This window comes from Luteococcus sp. H101, from assembly GCF_038433155.1.
In the GTDB taxonomy this organism is placed as follows: domain Bacteria; phylum Actinomycetota; class Actinomycetes; order Propionibacteriales; family Propionibacteriaceae; genus Luteococcus.
The window spans coordinates 101,994-117,535 of record NZ_JBCDMW010000019.1; the positions used below are offsets into that span (position 1 = coordinate 101,994).

General features: G+C 69.6%; 18 protein-coding genes. 10 read left to right on the forward strand and 8 right to left on the reverse strand.

Annotated features, from left to right (window positions below; genetic code table 11):
• Positions 1 to 72 precede the first annotated feature (72 nt).
• Entirely contained in the window at positions 73 to 783 is a 711-nt protein-coding gene (locus tag AAEX60_RS07235; RefSeq protein WP_342102258.1) for an AAA family ATPase, read from the forward strand.
• 8 nt (positions 784 to 791) lie between these two features.
• Here the strand turns inward: AAEX60_RS07235 and AAEX60_RS07240 are convergent, their stop codons facing one another.
• The 6 genes from AAEX60_RS07240 to AAEX60_RS07265 form a co-directional block, all read right to left on the reverse strand.
• Positions 792 to 1,220, reverse strand: coding sequence for a TA system VapC family ribonuclease toxin (locus AAEX60_RS07240; RefSeq protein WP_342102259.1), 429 nt, complete (start codon positions 1,218 to 1,220; stop codon positions 792 to 794).
• Positions 1,220 to 1,447: a CopG family transcriptional regulator gene (locus tag AAEX60_RS07245; RefSeq protein ID WP_342102261.1), complete on the reverse strand. Its 228-nt coding sequence runs from the start codon at positions 1,445 to 1,447 to the stop codon at positions 1,220 to 1,222. Before AAEX60_RS07245 ends, AAEX60_RS07240 begins: the two co-directional genes overlap by 1 nt.
• Before the next feature lie 63 nt (positions 1,448 to 1,510).
• Positions 1,511 to 2,437 carry a cation diffusion facilitator family transporter gene (locus AAEX60_RS07250; protein WP_342102262.1) on the reverse strand — a complete coding sequence of 309 codons (927 nt, stop codon included), beginning with the start codon at positions 2,435 to 2,437 and terminating at the stop codon, positions 1,511 to 1,513.
• A complete protein-coding gene (locus AAEX60_RS07255; protein ID WP_446721289.1) occupies positions 2,434 to 2,823 on the reverse strand; it encodes an ArsR/SmtB family transcription factor in 390 nt (129 codons plus the stop codon). The genes AAEX60_RS07250 and AAEX60_RS07255 overlap by 4 nt, the downstream gene beginning before the upstream one ends.
• A gap of 131 nt (positions 2,824 to 2,954) precedes the next feature.
• Positions 2,955 to 3,617, reverse strand: coding sequence for a hypothetical protein (locus AAEX60_RS07260; protein WP_342102263.1), 663 nt, complete (start codon positions 3,615 to 3,617; stop codon positions 2,955 to 2,957).
• A gap of 51 nt (positions 3,618 to 3,668) precedes the next feature.
• A complete protein-coding gene (locus AAEX60_RS07265; protein WP_342102265.1) occupies positions 3,669 to 5,000 on the reverse strand; it encodes an L-cysteine desulfidase family protein in 1,332 nt (443 codons plus the stop codon).
• Between the two features lie 177 nt (positions 5,001 to 5,177).
• On the opposite strand from AAEX60_RS07265, the gene AAEX60_RS07270 reads away from it, so the two are divergent.
• Complete coding sequence (locus tag AAEX60_RS07270) at positions 5,178 to 5,768, forward strand: hypothetical protein (protein WP_342102268.1); 591 nt, start codon at positions 5,178 to 5,180, stop codon at positions 5,766 to 5,768.
• Here AAEX60_RS07270 and AAEX60_RS07275 read toward each other — a convergent pair.
• Complete coding sequence (locus AAEX60_RS07275) at positions 5,737 to 6,096, reverse strand: MGMT family protein (protein ID WP_342102270.1); 360 nt, start codon at positions 6,094 to 6,096, stop codon at positions 5,737 to 5,739. The two genes, AAEX60_RS07270 and AAEX60_RS07275, sit on opposite strands and share 32 nt — an antisense overlap.
• A gap of 110 nt (positions 6,097 to 6,206) precedes the next feature.
• Here AAEX60_RS07275 and AAEX60_RS07280 point away from each other — a divergent pair, with 110 nt between their 5' ends.
• Entirely contained in the window at positions 6,207 to 7,082 is an 876-nt protein-coding gene (locus tag AAEX60_RS07280) for a polysaccharide deacetylase family protein (protein ID WP_342102272.1), read from the forward strand.
• An 8-nt stretch (positions 7,083 to 7,090) separates the two neighbouring features.
• Here the strand turns inward: AAEX60_RS07280 and AAEX60_RS07285 are convergent, their stop codons facing one another.
• Positions 7,091 to 8,749, reverse strand: a complete 1,659-nt coding sequence (locus tag AAEX60_RS07285; RefSeq protein ID WP_342102273.1) for an FAD-dependent oxidoreductase — start codon at positions 8,747 to 8,749, stop codon at positions 7,091 to 7,093.
• A 30-nt stretch (positions 8,750 to 8,779) separates the two neighbouring features.
• On the opposite strand from AAEX60_RS07285, the gene AAEX60_RS07290 reads away from it, so the two are divergent.
• The 7 genes from AAEX60_RS07290 to AAEX60_RS07320 all read left to right on the forward strand — a co-directional run bounded on the left by AAEX60_RS07290 (position 8,780) and on the right by AAEX60_RS07320 (position 15,536).
• Positions 8,780 to 9,010 (forward strand): hypothetical protein, encoded by a 231-nt coding sequence (locus tag AAEX60_RS07290; protein ID WP_342102500.1) that lies wholly within the window; start codon positions 8,780 to 8,782, stop codon positions 9,008 to 9,010.
• Positions 9,011 to 9,066: 56 nt separating this feature from the next.
• Complete coding sequence (locus AAEX60_RS07295; protein ID WP_342102275.1) at positions 9,067 to 9,330, forward strand: metal-sensitive transcriptional regulator; 264 nt, start codon at positions 9,067 to 9,069, stop codon at positions 9,328 to 9,330.
• A 108-nt stretch (positions 9,331 to 9,438) separates the two neighbouring features.
• Positions 9,439 to 10,821: an amino acid permease gene (locus AAEX60_RS07300; protein WP_342102276.1), complete on the forward strand. Its 1,383-nt coding sequence runs from the start codon at positions 9,439 to 9,441 to the stop codon at positions 10,819 to 10,821.
• Between the two features lie 134 nt (positions 10,822 to 10,955).
• Complete coding sequence (locus AAEX60_RS07305) at positions 10,956 to 12,437, forward strand: threonine/serine ThrE exporter family protein (protein WP_342102277.1); 1,482 nt, start codon at positions 10,956 to 10,958, stop codon at positions 12,435 to 12,437.
• 94 nt (positions 12,438 to 12,531) lie between these two features.
• Positions 12,532 to 13,929: a threonine/serine ThrE exporter family protein gene (locus tag AAEX60_RS07310; protein ID WP_342102278.1), complete on the forward strand. Its 1,398-nt coding sequence runs from the start codon at positions 12,532 to 12,534 to the stop codon at positions 13,927 to 13,929.
• 119 nt (positions 13,930 to 14,048) lie between these two features.
• Positions 14,049 to 14,666 (forward strand): hypothetical protein, encoded by a 618-nt coding sequence (locus AAEX60_RS07315; protein ID WP_342102279.1) that lies wholly within the window; start codon positions 14,049 to 14,051, stop codon positions 14,664 to 14,666.
• Positions 14,667 to 14,768: 102 nt separating this feature from the next.
• The gene (locus tag AAEX60_RS07320) at positions 14,769 to 15,536 is read left to right on the forward strand and encodes a hypothetical protein (RefSeq protein WP_342102280.1); all 768 of its coding nucleotides are present in this window, start codon (positions 14,769 to 14,771) and stop codon (positions 15,534 to 15,536) included.
• The last annotated feature ends 6 nt before the right edge of the window (positions 15,537 to 15,542 follow it).

Genomic DNA, 15,542 nt, shown 5'->3' on the forward strand with positions numbered 1-15,542 from the left:
GCACCAGTCTGATCCCCTGACGTTACGTCAGGGCCAACCAAAACTGTCAGGGGCAGGTCATAACCTCGTGCCATGATCACGATCCTGCCCATCCGTGAGGTGCTCGCCGACGGAGACTGGCCCGACGAGTGGCCCTTCGCGATGCCACCCGTCGCCCAGCTGCTCCGCGACGGGCTGGAGCTGGGACCACTCACCATCCTGGTTGGGGAGAACGGCACCGGGAAGTCCACCATCCTGGAGGGGATCGCGCTGGCCTACGGGCTCAGCCCGGAGGGCGGCAGTGTCGGCGCCCAGCACACCACCCGGAGCTCGGAATCCCCGCTGCACCAGCACCTGCGGCTGGTGCGCGGCGCCAGCGCCACCCGGATGGGTTACTTCCTGCGGGCCGAGAGCATCCACGGACTGCTCACCTACCTGGAGGAGCACAAGCCCCTGCACGGGGAACGAAACTTCCACGAGCTGAGCCACGGCCAGGCCTTCAACGAGCTGCTGTTGTCCCGGTTGAGCATGATGCACCGGGGCGGGTTGCTGGTGCTGGACGAGCCGGAGGCCGGGCTGAGCTTTCACTCCCAGGTGGTGCTGGCCCAACAACTCGGACAGCTCGCCCGCGAGGGTTTCCAGGTGCTGGTGGCCACCCACTCCCCGATCATCGCTGCCGCCCGGAATGCCCGGATCCTGCAGCTCGACGAACAGGGCATGACCTCGGTTGAGTGGACGGCGCTGGCCACCGTCGACCTCCACCGACGGCTACTGGATTGCCCGCAACTCTTCGATCTGGGGTGATCCGGCCGTCAGTTGGCGAGGGGATTGATCCAGCTGACCCCAGGGAAGCGCGCGAAGTCGGCGTCGGCCGAGACGACGGGAACCCCGAACTCAATCGCCATCGCGGCAAGTTGGGCGTCGGTGGTGCGCACGCCCGCAACGCCGGCCTCCAGCATCAGGCCGCGCAAGACCGCACCCGTCCGGTCGGTGGCTGGCGGGATCCAGACCACCGGCGAGGCCAGCCAGCCATCCAGCACCGACCAGGCCTGGGCGGTGGTCAACGGCCGCTCGAAGACCCGGGGATGGGTGGCGATCCGCAGGAAGGCGCCGACCGTTTGCCAGGGAATCCCCACCCGGCTGGTTCCGGTGAGGGCGGACCTGAGCCACCCGTGGGACCGCTGGTGATGCGGCGAGCTGGCATCCACCGCGTAGAGCAGCACGTTGGCGTCCAGCAGCATCAGGCGTCCACCTCGTCCAGCAGCTCGAGCAAGGCGCTGGTGCTCTCCAACGGAATCTTCGCGCCCATCTCGAAGGTCATCTCCGGGAAGACATAGTCGGTCCGGTGGCTGGCCGCGCCCCGACGGATCAGTTCATTCACCGCCTCCGAAAGGCCCAACTGCTTCTCCCGCCGCAGGTCGGCCACCAGCCGTTCAGCCTCGGCCTCCAGGTTCACCGTCGTCCTCATGGACCCATGATATACACGGCGATGCGTTGAGATGCGCATCATGATGCGCACGGTGGATGACAGTCAGGCGTGGGCTGCCAGCTCGTGCTCCGAGTGCTTCGCGGGCTCGAACTGGATGGTGGTGTGCTCCACCCCGAAGTCATCGTGTAGGCACCGCTGCACCTCGTCGAGCAATTCGTTGAGGTGACCGTCGTGGAAGCAGGAGTCGTCGACGACGACGTGTGCGGTGAAGACCGGCACTCCGGTGGCCACCTGACTGGCGTGCAGGTCATGCACGTCGTGCACATGATCCAGCACCAGGATGTGCTGGCGCACCTCGGCCAGATCCAGCCCCTTGGGGGTGCACTCCATCAGCACATTGAGCGACTCCCGCAGGATGGCCAAGGTGCGGGGGATGATCAGCAGCCCGATCACGAGCGAGGCGACCGCGTCGGCCCGCAGCCAGCCGGTGAAGTGGATCACGACGGCGGCGACGATCACCGCCACCGAGCCCAGGGCGTCGTTGACCACCTCCAGGAAGGCGGCGCGCATGTTCAGCGAGTCGCCGCGCCCACCAGCCAGGATGGCCAGACCCACCAGGTTGGCCACCAGGCCGACGACGCCGAACAGCACCATGGAGTGGGAGCCGATCTGTGGGGGCGCCAGCAGCCGTCGGATGCCCTCCACGACGACGGCGATCCCCACCACCAGCAGCAGGGTGGCCTGGGCGGCGGCGCCCAGGATCTCGGCCCGCTGGTAGCCCCAGGTGCGCTGCGGGGTGGCCGGGCGACGGGCCAGGATGGCGGCCACCAGGCCCATGGCCAGCCCGGCGACGTCGGTGAGCATGTGGCCGGCGTCGGCCAGCAGCGCCAGGCTGCCGGACAGCCAGGCGCCCACCAACTCCGCCACCAGCACGCCGGTGGTGAGCAGCAGCACCAGCGCCAGCCGGCCGCGATGGTCCACCAGCCCGGCCGCATGGGAATGGCCGTGGGCATGGCCATGGCCGCTCATCGCTCGACCTCCCGCGCAACATGGGGACACAGCCTGACGGCATTGCCGGTCAGGCCCAGCAGGTCCTCCGCGGCCGCCAGCAGGTCCAGCGTCGCGGCTGGATGGGCCAGCGCGTACACCGACGCCCGCCCCTCGGGCCGGACCGTGACCAGTCCACACTCCAGCAGGCAGGCCAGGTGCTTGCTCACGGTGGACTGGGCCAGGCCCAGATGGCCCACCAGGTCCACCACCCGATGCTCCCCCAGGCTGAGGTGCTGCACGATCATCAGCCGGGAGCCATCCCCCAGCGCGCCCAGCAGCGCGGCCGCGGCCGCGAGTTCCGCCCGCTGCGCGGCGGGCACCACCCCGTCGGCCACATCATCGTCGAGCAACTCTTTCATCGCCATGAGGCGATGTTAACCCGACGCGGGTTCACCCTCCACCCCCCAGGACGACCCCCGAAATCCACAGCGCCCCCGGCCGATGCCACCCGGAGCCCGAGGCGAGAGTCGAGGTGGCACACCAGCCCAGCCAGCCGTCAGCGCGCGATGTACTCGAACTTGTCCAGGCTGGCGTTGATCCGGCCGTTGTCATTGCTGCAGGTGACCGACCCGACGGCCAGCACCGTGCACTCGGACTTGCCGTCGGTGATGCCCTCGCCGGGCTTGACCTCGGGAGCCTGGCCCCCCTCGGCGATGAACAGGCCCTGGGTGGTGCAGGGAGTCGGCTCGGTGCCCCACAGGGCGATGTAGGGCGCCTCGGTGTCCGGATTCTTGCACTCGGGCACGTTCTTGACCGGCTTGACGGCCTGGCAGCCGGTCGCCGTCCTGGTGATGCCACACCGCAGGTCACCGGTGGTGAAGTACAGGCCCTTGCCCAAGCCGCCGGTCATGGTGAACCGGGTCAGGTCATCGCCGCCCGCGCCCTCGGTCCCACCGGATTGCGTGCCACCCGTCTCGGTGGCCTTGGACTCGGTGGGCTGGGTCACGGTGCTCTGCTGCTGGCCGGGCTGGTTCGACTCGGAGGGCTCGCTCTGCGCCGACGTCGGGGTGGCGGTCACCGTGGTGGTGGCCGTCGCGGTCGCGGCCGGCGCCGGTGAGGTGCCGCCGCCGGCGGGGCCGGCCTCCGGCGACTGGCCACAGGCGGTGCACGCCACGCCCAGCAGGGCAATGGCGGCGGTGGCAATCCGCTTGCGGGTCATGGTGTCCTCCAGGTGTGTCGACGACGGCCGTCGTGGCCACCGTCACCCTGTCTACGCGCCAGCTGCCGGGCCGGTTGCGTGCCGACCCGAGGCTTGGGATTTGCTCAACATGATCTGCAGGATCTCGGGATCCGTGCCGGCCATCCCCCGGGTGGCCAGCCGGCCGATCCCGCGGATGGTCTCGTCGACGTCGTCGAAGACCATCCCGTTGTTGCCCGGCACCCGGGCGTCATTGAGCGCCAGCAGCACGGCGCGAGTGGCGGACCCCACCGACGAGGCGACCTTCATGGCGCAGCTGGCACCGGCCCCGTCGCAGACCATCCCGATGGTGTCGCCGGCCATGGTGGACACGGCCCGCTCCACCGTCTGATAGCGGCCGTCGAGCAACAGCCCCAGCCCGGCCGCGGCGCCCATCCCGGCAGTGACGGCGGCGCAGAAAGCGGACAGCACCGGCAGGCTGGCGTGGATGTAGAGAGCCGTCAGGTGGCTCAGGGTGAGCGCCCGGATCCGCTCCTCCCGGGTGGCGCCGCGGTCATCGGCGGCGATGCTCACGGGCAGGGTGGCGGTGATTCCCTGGTTGCCGGAGCCGGCATTGGTCATGGCGGGCAGCGGGGCGCCACCCATCCGGGCGTCGGAGGCGGCGGAGGTGAGCGCCACCATGCGCGACGAGAGGTCGCCGGAGCTGAGCCCGGCGTCGATGGCCCGCAGCATGGCGCGGCCGACGCCCAGGCCGTAGTTCCCGCCCTGCCCGGCCTCGGACAGTTCCCGGTTCAGCTGCTCGGCCTCCAGGATGAACTCAATCCGCTCCACCGGGACGGTGGTGGCGACGTCGTAGCAATCCCGCAGCGTGAGCGTGCGCAGGAATTCGGTGGTGGGGGTGGCCTGCGTGGGCTCGGGGCGGGGCAGGTCCAGCACCGGCCGACCGTCCCGCTCCACCCGGTAGACATTGGTGTGGCTACCGGCGATGCTCACGGTGACGGCGTGCCCGGCGCCCAGGACGGTGGCCTGGGCAAAGAGGTCGTCCGTCACGTCGGCCACCTCCACCGCCACCCGGCCCTCGTCCACCATCCGTCGGGCCGCGGACACCCCGCCGGGGGTGAGCGATCCCAGCACCGCCAGCCCGGCGGTCGGGTCCCCGTCCAGCGCGCCGACGGCGGCGGCAATCTCCAACCCCGGCATGCCGGTGCCGGGCACCATCACGGCCATCGCGTTCTTCATCACATTGGGTGAGACGCTGGCCCGGATCCGCTCCACCGGCTCCCCCAGCTCGGCGGCGGCGCGGGCCGCGGCGTAGGCCAGCGAGATGGGCTCGGTGCAGCCGGTGGCGGGCGCCACGCCGCTGCGCAGCGCGGCCAGGATCCGTTCGGTGCGCGCATCATCCATGATTCGACTCCCCGGATATTCTCCAGCGACCACCGGGATGGGGGTCAGGATCCACACTACCCAGAACCGGCTCCGCCAGATCCTCCCGTCGTCGACTCCTGTGGTTCGGCTGTCAAGATGCTGACCGGACGGGCTGATCAGGGCCGACGGGCAAGCGGGACCAGCATTATGGGACACATGACCAGCTCCATCGTCGGCCGCCCCGCCGGGCGCCCCACGGCGGCCCCGATGGTGTTGGGTTTCCTGCTGGTCCTGGTGTCGCTGGTCCTGGGGGTCATCTCCGCCCAGTACGGCGGAGCCGACGGCATCGCCGCCGGGGAACACCTGCCACCCGCCACCCACTTCGCCATCTTCGCCTTCGGCGCCGGAGCCACCGGCATGCTGCTGAGCCACCGGCGCAGCCAGGCCGCATGCGCCATCGGCGTCGGCACCATGGTGACGCTGATCCTGCTCACCGTCCTGGGCCGGGCGCTGGGCCCGTCCTACCAGGAGGGCAGCTACCGCTCCCCCACCCAGCGCATGGACCTGCGAATCACCACGACGGCGGCGCAGGTGCGGCCCACCCAGCGGGTCCGGCTGCAGGAGGTGCGCGGCCTGCGCAGCCGCTACTGGGAGGTGGGCTGCGCCCGCGGCAAGGACACCACCATCAGCGACGTGCACTGGGTCTCGCCGGACGTGGTGGAGCTGACGGTGCTGGGACGGACCGAACGGCTCACCGTGGGTGCCAACGGGCCGGTCAGCATTCCGCCGTCGCTGCGGCGGTGTTGAGCTCGTCGGTCACGCGTCGAGCGGCCCGGGCCAGCTCCGGCGCCGGCCAGCGACACTGGGCCAACCGACAGCCCCGGCCATTGGTCTTCTCCGGGATCTGCTCCCGCCGCCAGTGGGGACGAGCCCGGGCCAGCAGCTCGGGCGGAAGGTCACCGGCGGCGCTGGTCACCCGCCACCAGGGCACGTCGCTGCCCCAGCGGGCCATCACCTGACCCACCTGGCGGGGCCCCATACCCAGCACCGTCGCGATGTCCCCGTAGCTGACCACCGCGCCGGGCGGGATGCCCTCAGCCAGGCGCAGCACTCGCTCCACCTGCAGATCATCCACGGCGCCAGCCTGCCACTGGCTGAGAGCACACTGGCAATTGGCCATGAACTTGGACGGGCGTCCCGCAGTACGGTCAGGCTGACCCGACGCTGGTGATAGGACTGGCCGTTGTGTTCACCGTGCGTCGCCTGATCCCGTCCGCGCTCCTCCTGGCCACCCTGCCCCTGACCGCTTGCTCCGCCGGCCCGTCGGCCAGCCCCACCCCCGCCCAGCACCTCGCCAACACTGCGACGCCGAGCGCGACCGCCTCGCCCAGCACGACGCCGACACCCAGCCCCTCGGCCACCCCCAGCCCGGCCCAGCCGAGGGTGGACTGCGCGGTGAACAAGTGCCTGGCGCTGACCTTCGACGACGGTCCCGGGCCCTACACCGACCAGATCCTGGACGCGCTGGTCAAGCACAAGGCGACGGCCACCTTCTTCGTCCTGGGCGAACAGGTCAAGGCCTTCCCCAAGCAGCTGCAGCGGGAACACCAGCTGGGGATGGCCATTGGTGACCACTCCTGGTCCCACCGGGACCTGTCCCGCGCCAGCCGGGAGAAGGCCACCGAGGAGCTGACCAGCACGGCGGACGTGATCAAGCAGGTCACCGGCACGGCCCCGACGATGGTCCGGCCGCCCTACGGCGCCTTCCGCAAGAGCACACCCCATGCCGGCATGCCCTTCGTGCTGTGGGACGTGGACACCCTGGACTGGAAGAACCGCAGCGCCAGCCGCACCACCGAGCTGGCGCTGGCCGGCGCCCACCGCGGGGCCATCATCCTGATGCATGACATCCACCCGTCCACGGCCCGGGCCGTGCCGGGGATGATCGCCGCGCTGCAGGCCAAGGGCTACACCCTGGTGACGGTGCCCGAGTTGCTGGGCCCCATGTCCCCCGGCGGGGTCTACTTCACCGCCACCCCGCCGAGCACTCGACCCGCCCGGCCCAGCACCCGGCCCACCCCGCCGAGCACCCGGCCCACCCCCATGGCCCGTCGGGCCTGAGCGGGGGCTCAGACCCGCGCCGCCATCCCGGCGGACCAGGTCTTGTAGCCACCGTCCAGGTTCCGGGCACCCGGGCGGCCGGCCGCGGCCAGGATCTGCGCGGCGATGTGTCCCCGGATCCCGACGGCACAGTGCACCACCAGCTCACCCGGGGGCAGCTCACCCAGCCGGTCTCGCAGCTCGTCGACCGGGATCAGGATGGCGCCCGGGATGGCGCCGGCGTCGAACTCCCCCTGGGTGCGCACGTCCACCAGCGTGGCGCCGCCCTGCTGCGCGGCCGCCACCTCATGCCACTGGATGTTGCGGCTCAGGCCGGTGGCCAGATTCTCCGCGACGAAGCCCAGCATGTTGACCGGGTCCTTGGCGGATCCGAACTGCGGCGCATAGGCCAGCTCCAGCTCGGCCAGGTCGCTGGCCTTCAGGCCGCCGGCCATGGCTGTGGCGATCACGTCAATCCGCTTGTCCACGCCGTCCGGACCGACGCCCTGGGCGCCCAGGATCTCGTCGGTCTGCTCGTCGATCAGCAGTTTGAGTGCCATCTGCTGCGCGCCCGGATAGTACCCGGCGTGCTGCACGGGGTGGGTGTGGATGATCCGGTGCTTGCGCCCGGCCGCCACCAGCCGCTTCTCATTCCAGCCGACGCTGGCCACCTGCAGCCCGAAGACGCCGACGATGGCGGTGCCCAGCACGGGGCGGCTGGTCACCTGGCGGCCGGCAATCAGGTCCGCCACCCGGCGGCCCTGCAGGTTGGCGGTCTGGGCCAGCGGCACCAGGGTGGGGCCGCCGTCGATGGCGTCGATCTTCTCCGCCGCGTCGCCCACCGCATAGATGTCCGGATCACTGGTGCGGAAGTGCTCGTCGACGACGATCCCACCGCGCTCGCCGGTGGCCAGGCCGGCCTCCCGAGCCAGGGTGGACTCCGGCTTCACGCCGATCGCCGCCACCACCAGCTGGGCGTCCAGCCGGTTCCCGTCGGACAGCTCGACGTCGTCCTCACCGATGGCCTTCACGGCCACCCCGAGCCGCAGGTCGACGCCGGATTCCCGCAGCCGGGCGTGCACCGGGGCCACCATCTCCGGGTCCAGCGGGGCCATCACCTGCTCGGTGGCCTCCACCAGCGCCACCCGGATGCCCTTGTGCACCAGGTTCTCGGCCATCTCGACGCCGATGAAGCCGCCGCCGATCACCACTGCGCTGGTCACGTCATCGGTCAGGGCGGCGATGATCGCGTCGGTGTCCTCCACATTGCGCAGGCCCAGCGCCCGCTCGATCCCGGGCAACGGGGGACGCACCGGGCTGGCGCCGGGGGCCAGCACCAGCTTGTCGTAGCCCAGTTCCCGCTCGGTGCCGTCGGCCAGGTTGCGCACGACGACGACATGCCGGCCCGGGTGGAGGGCGACGGCCTCGGTGCGGACGTGGACGTCGATGTCGAAGCGGGCCTTGATGGCCTCGGGGGTCTGCAGCAGGGCGCTGCGCTGCTCGATCACGCCGCCGATGTGGTACGGCAGGCCGCAGTTGGCGAAGGAGATGTTGCCGCTGCGCTCCACCACGGTGATGCGGGCGTTTCCGTCGAGCCGACGAAGACGAGCGGCCGCCGACATGCCCGCGGCGACGCCTCCGATGATCACGATGCTCAGGGGGGTGATGTCCAGGTCCTTGGTGTCCATGGCTTGAGTCTATACCCCCAGGGGTATAAAGTGAAGGGCGTCGAGGCCTTCCCCGCCAGTCTTCACCGCCTCCGGGCGGACCACCAGAAGGAGAACACCATGTGCCGTCCCGTCACCTGCAAGACCTGCGGCAAAACCACCTGGGCCGGCTGCGGCCAGCACATCGCCCGGGTCAAGGCCGCCGTCCCCGCTGGCCAGTGGTGCGGCGGCCACCCGGACCAGCCGAAGACGAGCCTGCTTGGCCGGCTGCTCGGAAAGTGATTGGATCACCCCCACCGGCTGGCAACCAGCCAGTCGTCGATCATGAGGAGCCCACGGTGCAGATTCCCTCCGAAGACCTTGATGCCGTCCTGAAGCGGCTGCGCCGCGCCCAGGGCCAGCTGGGCGCCGTGATCCGGATGATCGAGGAGGAACGGGACTGCCGCGAGGTGCTGACCCAGCTCTCGGCCTGCAGCAAGGCAGTGGACCGGGCCGGCTTCGCCCTGATCTCCACCGGCATGCAGCGCTGCCTGGCCGAGGAGAATCCCGACCGCCAGGCAGACCTGGCCGCCATGGAGAAGCTCTTCCTCTCCCTGGCCTAATGGTCTGACCAAACAAGTGTGGATGGTACCCACCGACATCGGTGGGTACCATCCACACTTTGTGTGGGGACGCGGGACCCGCAGCGGGGAGGACTAGGATCGTCGCCCATGAGCGCAGCCGACCCCGCCACCGTCCCACCCGAGGCACCTGAAGGGCTGCACCGATCACTGAAGAACCGGCACATCCAGCTGATCGCGCTGGGCGGGGCCATCGGCACCGGCCTGTTCTACGGCTCCAGCGCGGCGATCTCCATGGCGGGCCCGGCCATCCTGCTGGCCTACCTGGTGGGTGGCGCGGTGATCTTCTTGATCATGCGCGCCCTGGGCGAGATGAGCGTGCACACGCCGGTCTCCGGCGCCTTCAGCCACTACGCCTATGCCAACTGGGGCGCCTTCCCCGGCTTCTTCTCGGGCTGGAACTACTGGTTCAACTACATCGCGGTCTCCATGGCGGAGCTGGTGGTGGTGGGCAGCTATGTGCAGTTCTGGCTGCCGGGCGTGCCCGAGTGGGTCTCCAGCGCCGTCTTCCTGGTGCTGATCACCGCCGTCAACCTGATCAGCGTGAAGGCCTTCGGCGAGTTCGAGTTCTGGTTCGCCATCATCAAGGTGGTGGCGATCATCGCGATGATCCTGTTCGGGCTGGGGATCATCGTCTTCGGCTGGGGCAATGGCGGCGACGCCACCGGGATCTCCAACCTGTGGGCGCACGGCGGCTTCTTCCCCACTGGCCCAACCGGTCTGGCAATGGCCATGGTGGTGGTGCTGTTCAGCTTCGGCGGCGTCGAACTGATCGGGATCGCGGCCGGGGAGGCCGACGACCCGCAGCGCTCCATCCCCAAGGCGATCAACCAGGTGGTGTACCGGATCCTGATCTTCTACGTCGGCGCCATCTTCGTGATGCTGGCGCTCTTCCCGTGGAATGAGCTGGGCAAGAACGAGTCGCCCTTCGTGACCATCTTCTCCAAGCTGGGGATCGGGAGCGCCGCCACCCTGCTGAACGTCGTGGTGCTCACCGCCGCCGTCAGCGCCTACAACTCCGGGCTCTACTCCAACGGCCGGATGCTCTACTCGCTGGCCCGGCAGGGCAATGCGCCCGCGGTGCTGGCCCGGGTCAACCGCGCCGGCAGCCCCTGGGTGGGGGTGCTGGCCAGCTCCGCGGTCACCGCCATGGCCGTGCTGCTGAAATTCCTGCTGCCCGGCAAGGTCTTCCTCTATGTGATCTCCGTCGCGCTGATTGCCGGCATCTTCAACTGGACCATGATCGTGATCACCCAGCTGAGGTTCCGCAAGCGGCTGGGCCCCGACGAGGTCTCCCGGCTGGCCTTCCGGATGCCGCTCACCCCGTGGTCCAACTACCTGGTGCTGGCGGCGCTGGCCGCCGTCGTGGTGCTGATGGCCTTCATCCCGGACTACCGGGTGGCGCTCTACGTCGGACCCGCCTGGATCGCCCTGCTGGCATTGGCCCACAGCCTGCGCCGGCACCTGCGCTGACTAGGACGTCCACGCAGCCGACGCCACTTTCGGAAGCCGTCACCGAACTGCAAGAATGAGCCCGTCGGGCCCCATGCGGTGCACCACCGCTGGGGCCCGTTGCGCATCCCCAGAACCGTTCGCAGGAGTACCGCATGTCCCCCGCCAGCACGCGCCTCGCCCGAGCCTCCCGGTCCGTGGCCCGTGCCTACCGCAGCAAGCGTCGCGAGGAGGCACAGACCGACGAAACCGACGTCGAGGCCGTCCGCGCGCGGGCCATCGTCGCCCTGTCCATGCGCGCCGCGGACATGATGCTCTCCTCCGGTTCGACGGCAGCCCGGGCCACCCGGCTGGTGCTGAGCATCTGCAAGCACTACGGGCTTCCCGCCCAGGTGGACATCACCTACACCCGGATCATGATCAGCTACGAACCGTCGGCGGCCGGCGACCCGATCACCGTGATGCGGATGGTCAAGTCCGGAAGCATCGACTATGACCGGCTGACCCGTGTCGAGAGCCTGATCCAGGCCATGACCGCCGACGCTCTCGAGATCCCCGTGATGTTCAACCGCCTGCGCAACATCCGGCGTGAACCACGCACCTACCGGGCGTGGGTCCTGCACGGAGCGGCGGCCATGATGGGGGGCGGGATTGCGATGCTGCTCGGCGGCAACCGGGCCGACGTCATCCTGTCGATGCTGGCCACCATCACCGCGGAATTCATCCGCAGCAACATGGACCGGCGCGGCATGAACACCTTCTTCACCCAGGTGGCGGCCGCCTCCGGGGCTGCCATCGTCGGTCTGGTCGCGATGACCGGGCGTTCCCTGCTTCCCGAAGGGCTGCAGCAGGCCTCTCCCGGGCTGGTGGTGGCCGCGGGAATGGTGCCGCTGATGGCCGGCCTGGGCATCGTCACGACCGCCGGCGACGCCATCGACGCCTACTACATGAGCGCCGGGAGCCGTTTGGTCGAGGTCTTCGTGCTCACCTCCGGAATCGTGCTGGGACTGATCGCGACGCTCTCGATGGGCCTATGGCTGGGGGTACCCAGCTATCTGGCCCCCATCGAGGGCTTCGCGGCCACCGGGCTGGCGCAGGTGGTGGCGGCGGGCATCATCGCCGCCAGTTTCGGGGTGCTGTGCAACATGGGTCCGCGTTCCATGTTGGCGGCCACTGCCCTCGGTGTGACGGGCCAGCTGGTCTACATGGCCTCCGCGGCGCTGACCACCTCCACTCCCGCTCGCTCCGGGCTGGCCGCGGTCGGCGTCGGCCTGGTGGCCCGGCTGGTCACGACGCCGCTTCGGATCCCCGTCGTCGCCCTGATCAGCACCGGGGTTGCCCCCTTGATGCCCGGTCTACTGCTCTACCGCGGCATCTTCGGCCTGGTCTCCGACATGCCCGCCGGTTCCGGGGGGATCCCCACCCCCGGCAACGATCCACAGTCCTTGCTGCTGAAGTGCCTGATGACCGGCGCCGCACTGGCCGTCGGGTCCAGTTTCGGCGCCGCGCTGGGCAATACCGGCCTGAGGTTGGTCACCAAGGGGACCGTCCGGCGGCCGATCAGGGCCAATGGCGATGGCTCCGGCTTCCGGCGTCGGCGCGCCACTCCGCCGGCGGAACGATCCTCAATCTCCTGACCGCTCACCCCTCGGGGTGGTTTCGTATTTCACAACCAATGAAAGACTGTGCGGCCGTGCGCACCGCGCGCCGACGATTCCCCCGGGGAGGGTCATGTCCGAGTCAGTCGCCTCACAGGGCCAGGGCCCTGCCTCCAATGCCGCCGAGACGGCACGCGAGGAGATGGACCTGCTGCCCGACGTCGACGTGCCCGATGGCCGGGCCCGAGCGATCACCGAACTGGCGGTACGGGTGGGGGAACTGGCGCTCAGGTCCGGATCCAGTGCCGCCCGAACCGAGGCCCTCATCCGTAGGGTGTCGCAGGCCTTCGGGCTGCCGGTGCAGTTGGACGTGACCTATTCGCGGATCCTGCTCAGCTATGAACCGCTGGGCGCGGCCACCCCGATCACCATCATGCGCTCCGTCGCCTCCACCCAGATCGACTATGACCGGTTGGAGCGGGTGGAGAACCTGGTCACGCTCGTGCGGCGCGGGGAACTTGACGTGGAGACCGCCACCGCCCGTCTCAACCATCTCGTGGCCGCACCCTACGCCCACCCCCGATGGTTCGGGCGGTTGGCGGCATGCCTCCTGGGTGCCACCATCGCCCTGCTGATCGGCGGCAACGGCACTGACATGGCCGTCGGTGCGGTGTCCACATTGTTGGTGGACGAGGCGCGCCAGCAACTGGAACGTTGGAGCCCGGGCAGCTTCTTCACCACCGCGGTCTGTGCCGCGATCCCCACCACGTTGGCGGTGCTGGCCCTCGCGGTGCAGCGCTGGATCCCGTCATGGGTGCCGCCAATGGACCCCTCCTTGGTGATCGCCGCCGGCATGGTCTCCCTCCTGGCGGGGATGGGGACCGTCGCCGCCGCGGGCGACGCCATCGACGGCAGTTTCCTGGGTGCCGGGGCGCGGACCGTCGAGGTGGTGGTCACCACCGGCGGCATCGTGTTGGGGCTGGTGACGACGCTGTGGCTCGCACGCGTCCTCGGAGTCACCACCCAGCTGGAGCCCGGCGCCAGCCAGAACCCCAACCACCTGTCACAGCTGGTCTGCTCCGCCCTGGTGGCGTTGGCCTTCGGAGTCCGCTTCACGATGCGCGCCAAGGCCCTGGCCATCACCACGGCGCTGGGGCTGCTGCTGTGGACCAGTTACCTGGCGGCCGGCTGGGCGACGGGCTCCCACCCGGCGCGCGTTGCAATCGCCGCCTTGGTGGTGGGATTCGTCGCGCGAATGCTGGTGCACTGGTTGCACACTCCCCTGGTGGCCCTCACCTCCACCGCCGTCGCCGCGCTGATGCCCGGCGTGATGCTCTACCGCGGCGTCTTCGCCATCACCGACGAGAATCCGGTGGACGCCACCTGGCTGCTGCTCGGGTCCACCTATGTGGCCATCGGCCTGGCGGCCGGCACCAGCTTCGGTGCGATGCTGGCGGCCCTGGTGCTCTATCACCGTCGGGACACGGACCCGTCGGAGCCATTCGCCCTGGTGGAACAGGCGCACGGCTGATCCCGCGCCCGCCCGATCCACAGCCTGCTGACAGGTCTGCGACAGGGGCGCCCCAGCCCACGTCGCCATGGTGGTTGCTGCCCGGCAGAAGGACTGCCGGTCAGAACCAGGAGTGAACCATGCCCGACAAGAAGAAGGCCGCAACCTTTGCCAGCGTCGCGGTCGCCGGCCTGATCGTTGCCGGTGGCGCCACCGCGGCCCTGAACGCGAATGCCGAGACCACCACCCCCACCAATGGCTCCGGCTACGGCGCCCCGGCCGGTCATGGCCAAGGTGGTGGCGGTGAGCAGGGGGGCCGCGGAGGGCACGGGATGCGGGGCACCGAGGTGACCGGCGACGAACTCACCAAGGTCACCAACGCCATCAAGGCCAAGGACTCCGCCTTCGCCGTCGACCACGTCATGAAGGACACCGACGGCAACTACCACGTGATGGGCACCAAGAGCGGCAACCGCACCGGCTATGAGGTCAGCAAGGACCTCAAGACCATCACCGCCCACACCGTGGGTGAGCGTGACGGCAAGGGCGGCCATCAGCACACCGCAGCCACCGCGGACGAGACCGCCGAGGTCACGGCCGCCGTCAAGGCCAAGGACGCCGCGGTGACCGTGGAGAGCGTGCAGAAGGACCCCGACGGTTCCTATGACGTGCGCGGCACCAAGGCTGGCAGCGAGGTGATGGTGGAGGTCTCCAAGGATCTCAAGACCATCGAGGTGCGCACCGACGGCCCCCGCTGACCACTCGCACGCGACGAAGCCACGCTGCCGGCCAGAACTCCTCTGGCCGGCAGCCTTCTTTCCCGGGTTGGCCCTTGGCCCTTGTCCGCAGCACACTGGAGCATGGCCACACCCGCTTCACCCCATACCAGCCAGCCCCGCACCGCATCCCGCTCAGGGATCGGTTTCGGGCAACTGGGCCGTGGGGAGAAGATCATCACCACCCTGCTGCTCACCCTGTGGCTGCTGAGCATCCTGGGCACTCTCTGGGCTGTGCCCCAGCGAGCCACCGTCGCGGAGGCGGAGGCAGCGATCACGGGGCATCGGGTGACCTCCACCACGCGACAGCAGGAGCAGCCCGACGGAGTGCTGGGCCAGTTGCTGGGCACCAGTTTCCAGGGGGGAACGGATGCGTCCTCGGATACGGGTGAGTACCTGGAGTGGACGGATGCGCTGCACCGCCACCACTGGATCCCGCTGGCGGAAGTGGCGCCAGTCGCGGCCAAACACGCGGACCCAGACATCAGCTACGGCGAACCCAGACCCACGGGGCTGGAGCTCGCCTACCTCCAGTTCAGCGAACACCGCGACCCCATGCACAACACCTACGTCACCTGGGAATACCTGCCCGCTATGGCGCTGGGGGTGATGGAGTTCGGTCTGGTGATCGCCGGTGCCGCCCGACGGGGAACCCGCTGGTTCTGGTTCTGGATCTTGCTGATGCCCGGGCTCCCGCTGGATGCGGGTCTGCTGGCCTATGTGTGGGCCGAGATCCTGGGCCGTGGCCCAGTTCGGGTCCGTCGGCTGAGCGGCTACGACGGCTTCCTGTTCTGCCTGCTGGTCAAGATCGTGGTGGAGATGGGGCTGGTCGCGGGTCAGGCCCTGATCTGACGCTTC

Bases quoted from the DNA above. Each gene is read 5' to 3' on its own strand.
- AAEX60_RS07235 (WP_342102258.1), top strand. From the start codon at position 73: ATGATCACGATCCTGCCCATCCGTGAGGTGCTCGCCGACGGAGACTGG.
- AAEX60_RS07240 (WP_342102259.1), bottom strand. From the start codon at position 1,220: ATGCTGCTGGACGCCAACGTGCTGCTCTACGCGGTGGATGCCAGCTCG.
- AAEX60_RS07245 (WP_342102261.1), bottom strand. From the start codon at position 1,447: ATGAGGACGACGGTGAACCTGGAGGCCGAGGCTGAACGGCTGGTGGCC.
- AAEX60_RS07250 (WP_342102262.1), bottom strand. From the start codon at position 2,437: ATGAGCGGCCATGGCCATGCCCACGGCCATTCCCATGCGGCCGGGCTG.
- AAEX60_RS07255 (WP_446721289.1), bottom strand. From the start codon at position 2,823: ATGGCGATGAAAGAGTTGCTCGACGATGATGTGGCCGACGGGGTGGTG.
- AAEX60_RS07260 (WP_342102263.1), bottom strand. From the start codon at position 3,617: ATGACCCGCAAGCGGATTGCCACCGCCGCCATTGCCCTGCTGGGCGTG.
- AAEX60_RS07265 (WP_342102265.1), bottom strand. From the start codon at position 5,000: ATGGATGATGCGCGCACCGAACGGATCCTGGCCGCGCTGCGCAGCGGC.
- AAEX60_RS07270 (WP_342102268.1), top strand. From the start codon at position 5,178: ATGACCAGCTCCATCGTCGGCCGCCCCGCCGGGCGCCCCACGGCGGCC.
- AAEX60_RS07285 (WP_342102273.1), bottom strand. From the start codon at position 8,749: ATGGACACCAAGGACCTGGACATCACCCCCCTGAGCATCGTGATCATC.
- AAEX60_RS07300 (WP_342102276.1), top strand. From the start codon at position 9,439: ATGAGCGCAGCCGACCCCGCCACCGTCCCACCCGAGGCACCTGAAGGG.
- AAEX60_RS07305 (WP_342102277.1), top strand. From the start codon at position 10,956: ATGTCCCCCGCCAGCACGCGCCTCGCCCGAGCCTCCCGGTCCGTGGCC.
- AAEX60_RS07310 (WP_342102278.1), top strand. From the start codon at position 12,532: ATGTCCGAGTCAGTCGCCTCACAGGGCCAGGGCCCTGCCTCCAATGCC.
- AAEX60_RS07315 (WP_342102279.1), top strand. From the start codon at position 14,049: ATGCCCGACAAGAAGAAGGCCGCAACCTTTGCCAGCGTCGCGGTCGCC.
- AAEX60_RS07320 (WP_342102280.1), top strand. From the start codon at position 14,769: ATGGCCACACCCGCTTCACCCCATACCAGCCAGCCCCGCACCGCATCC.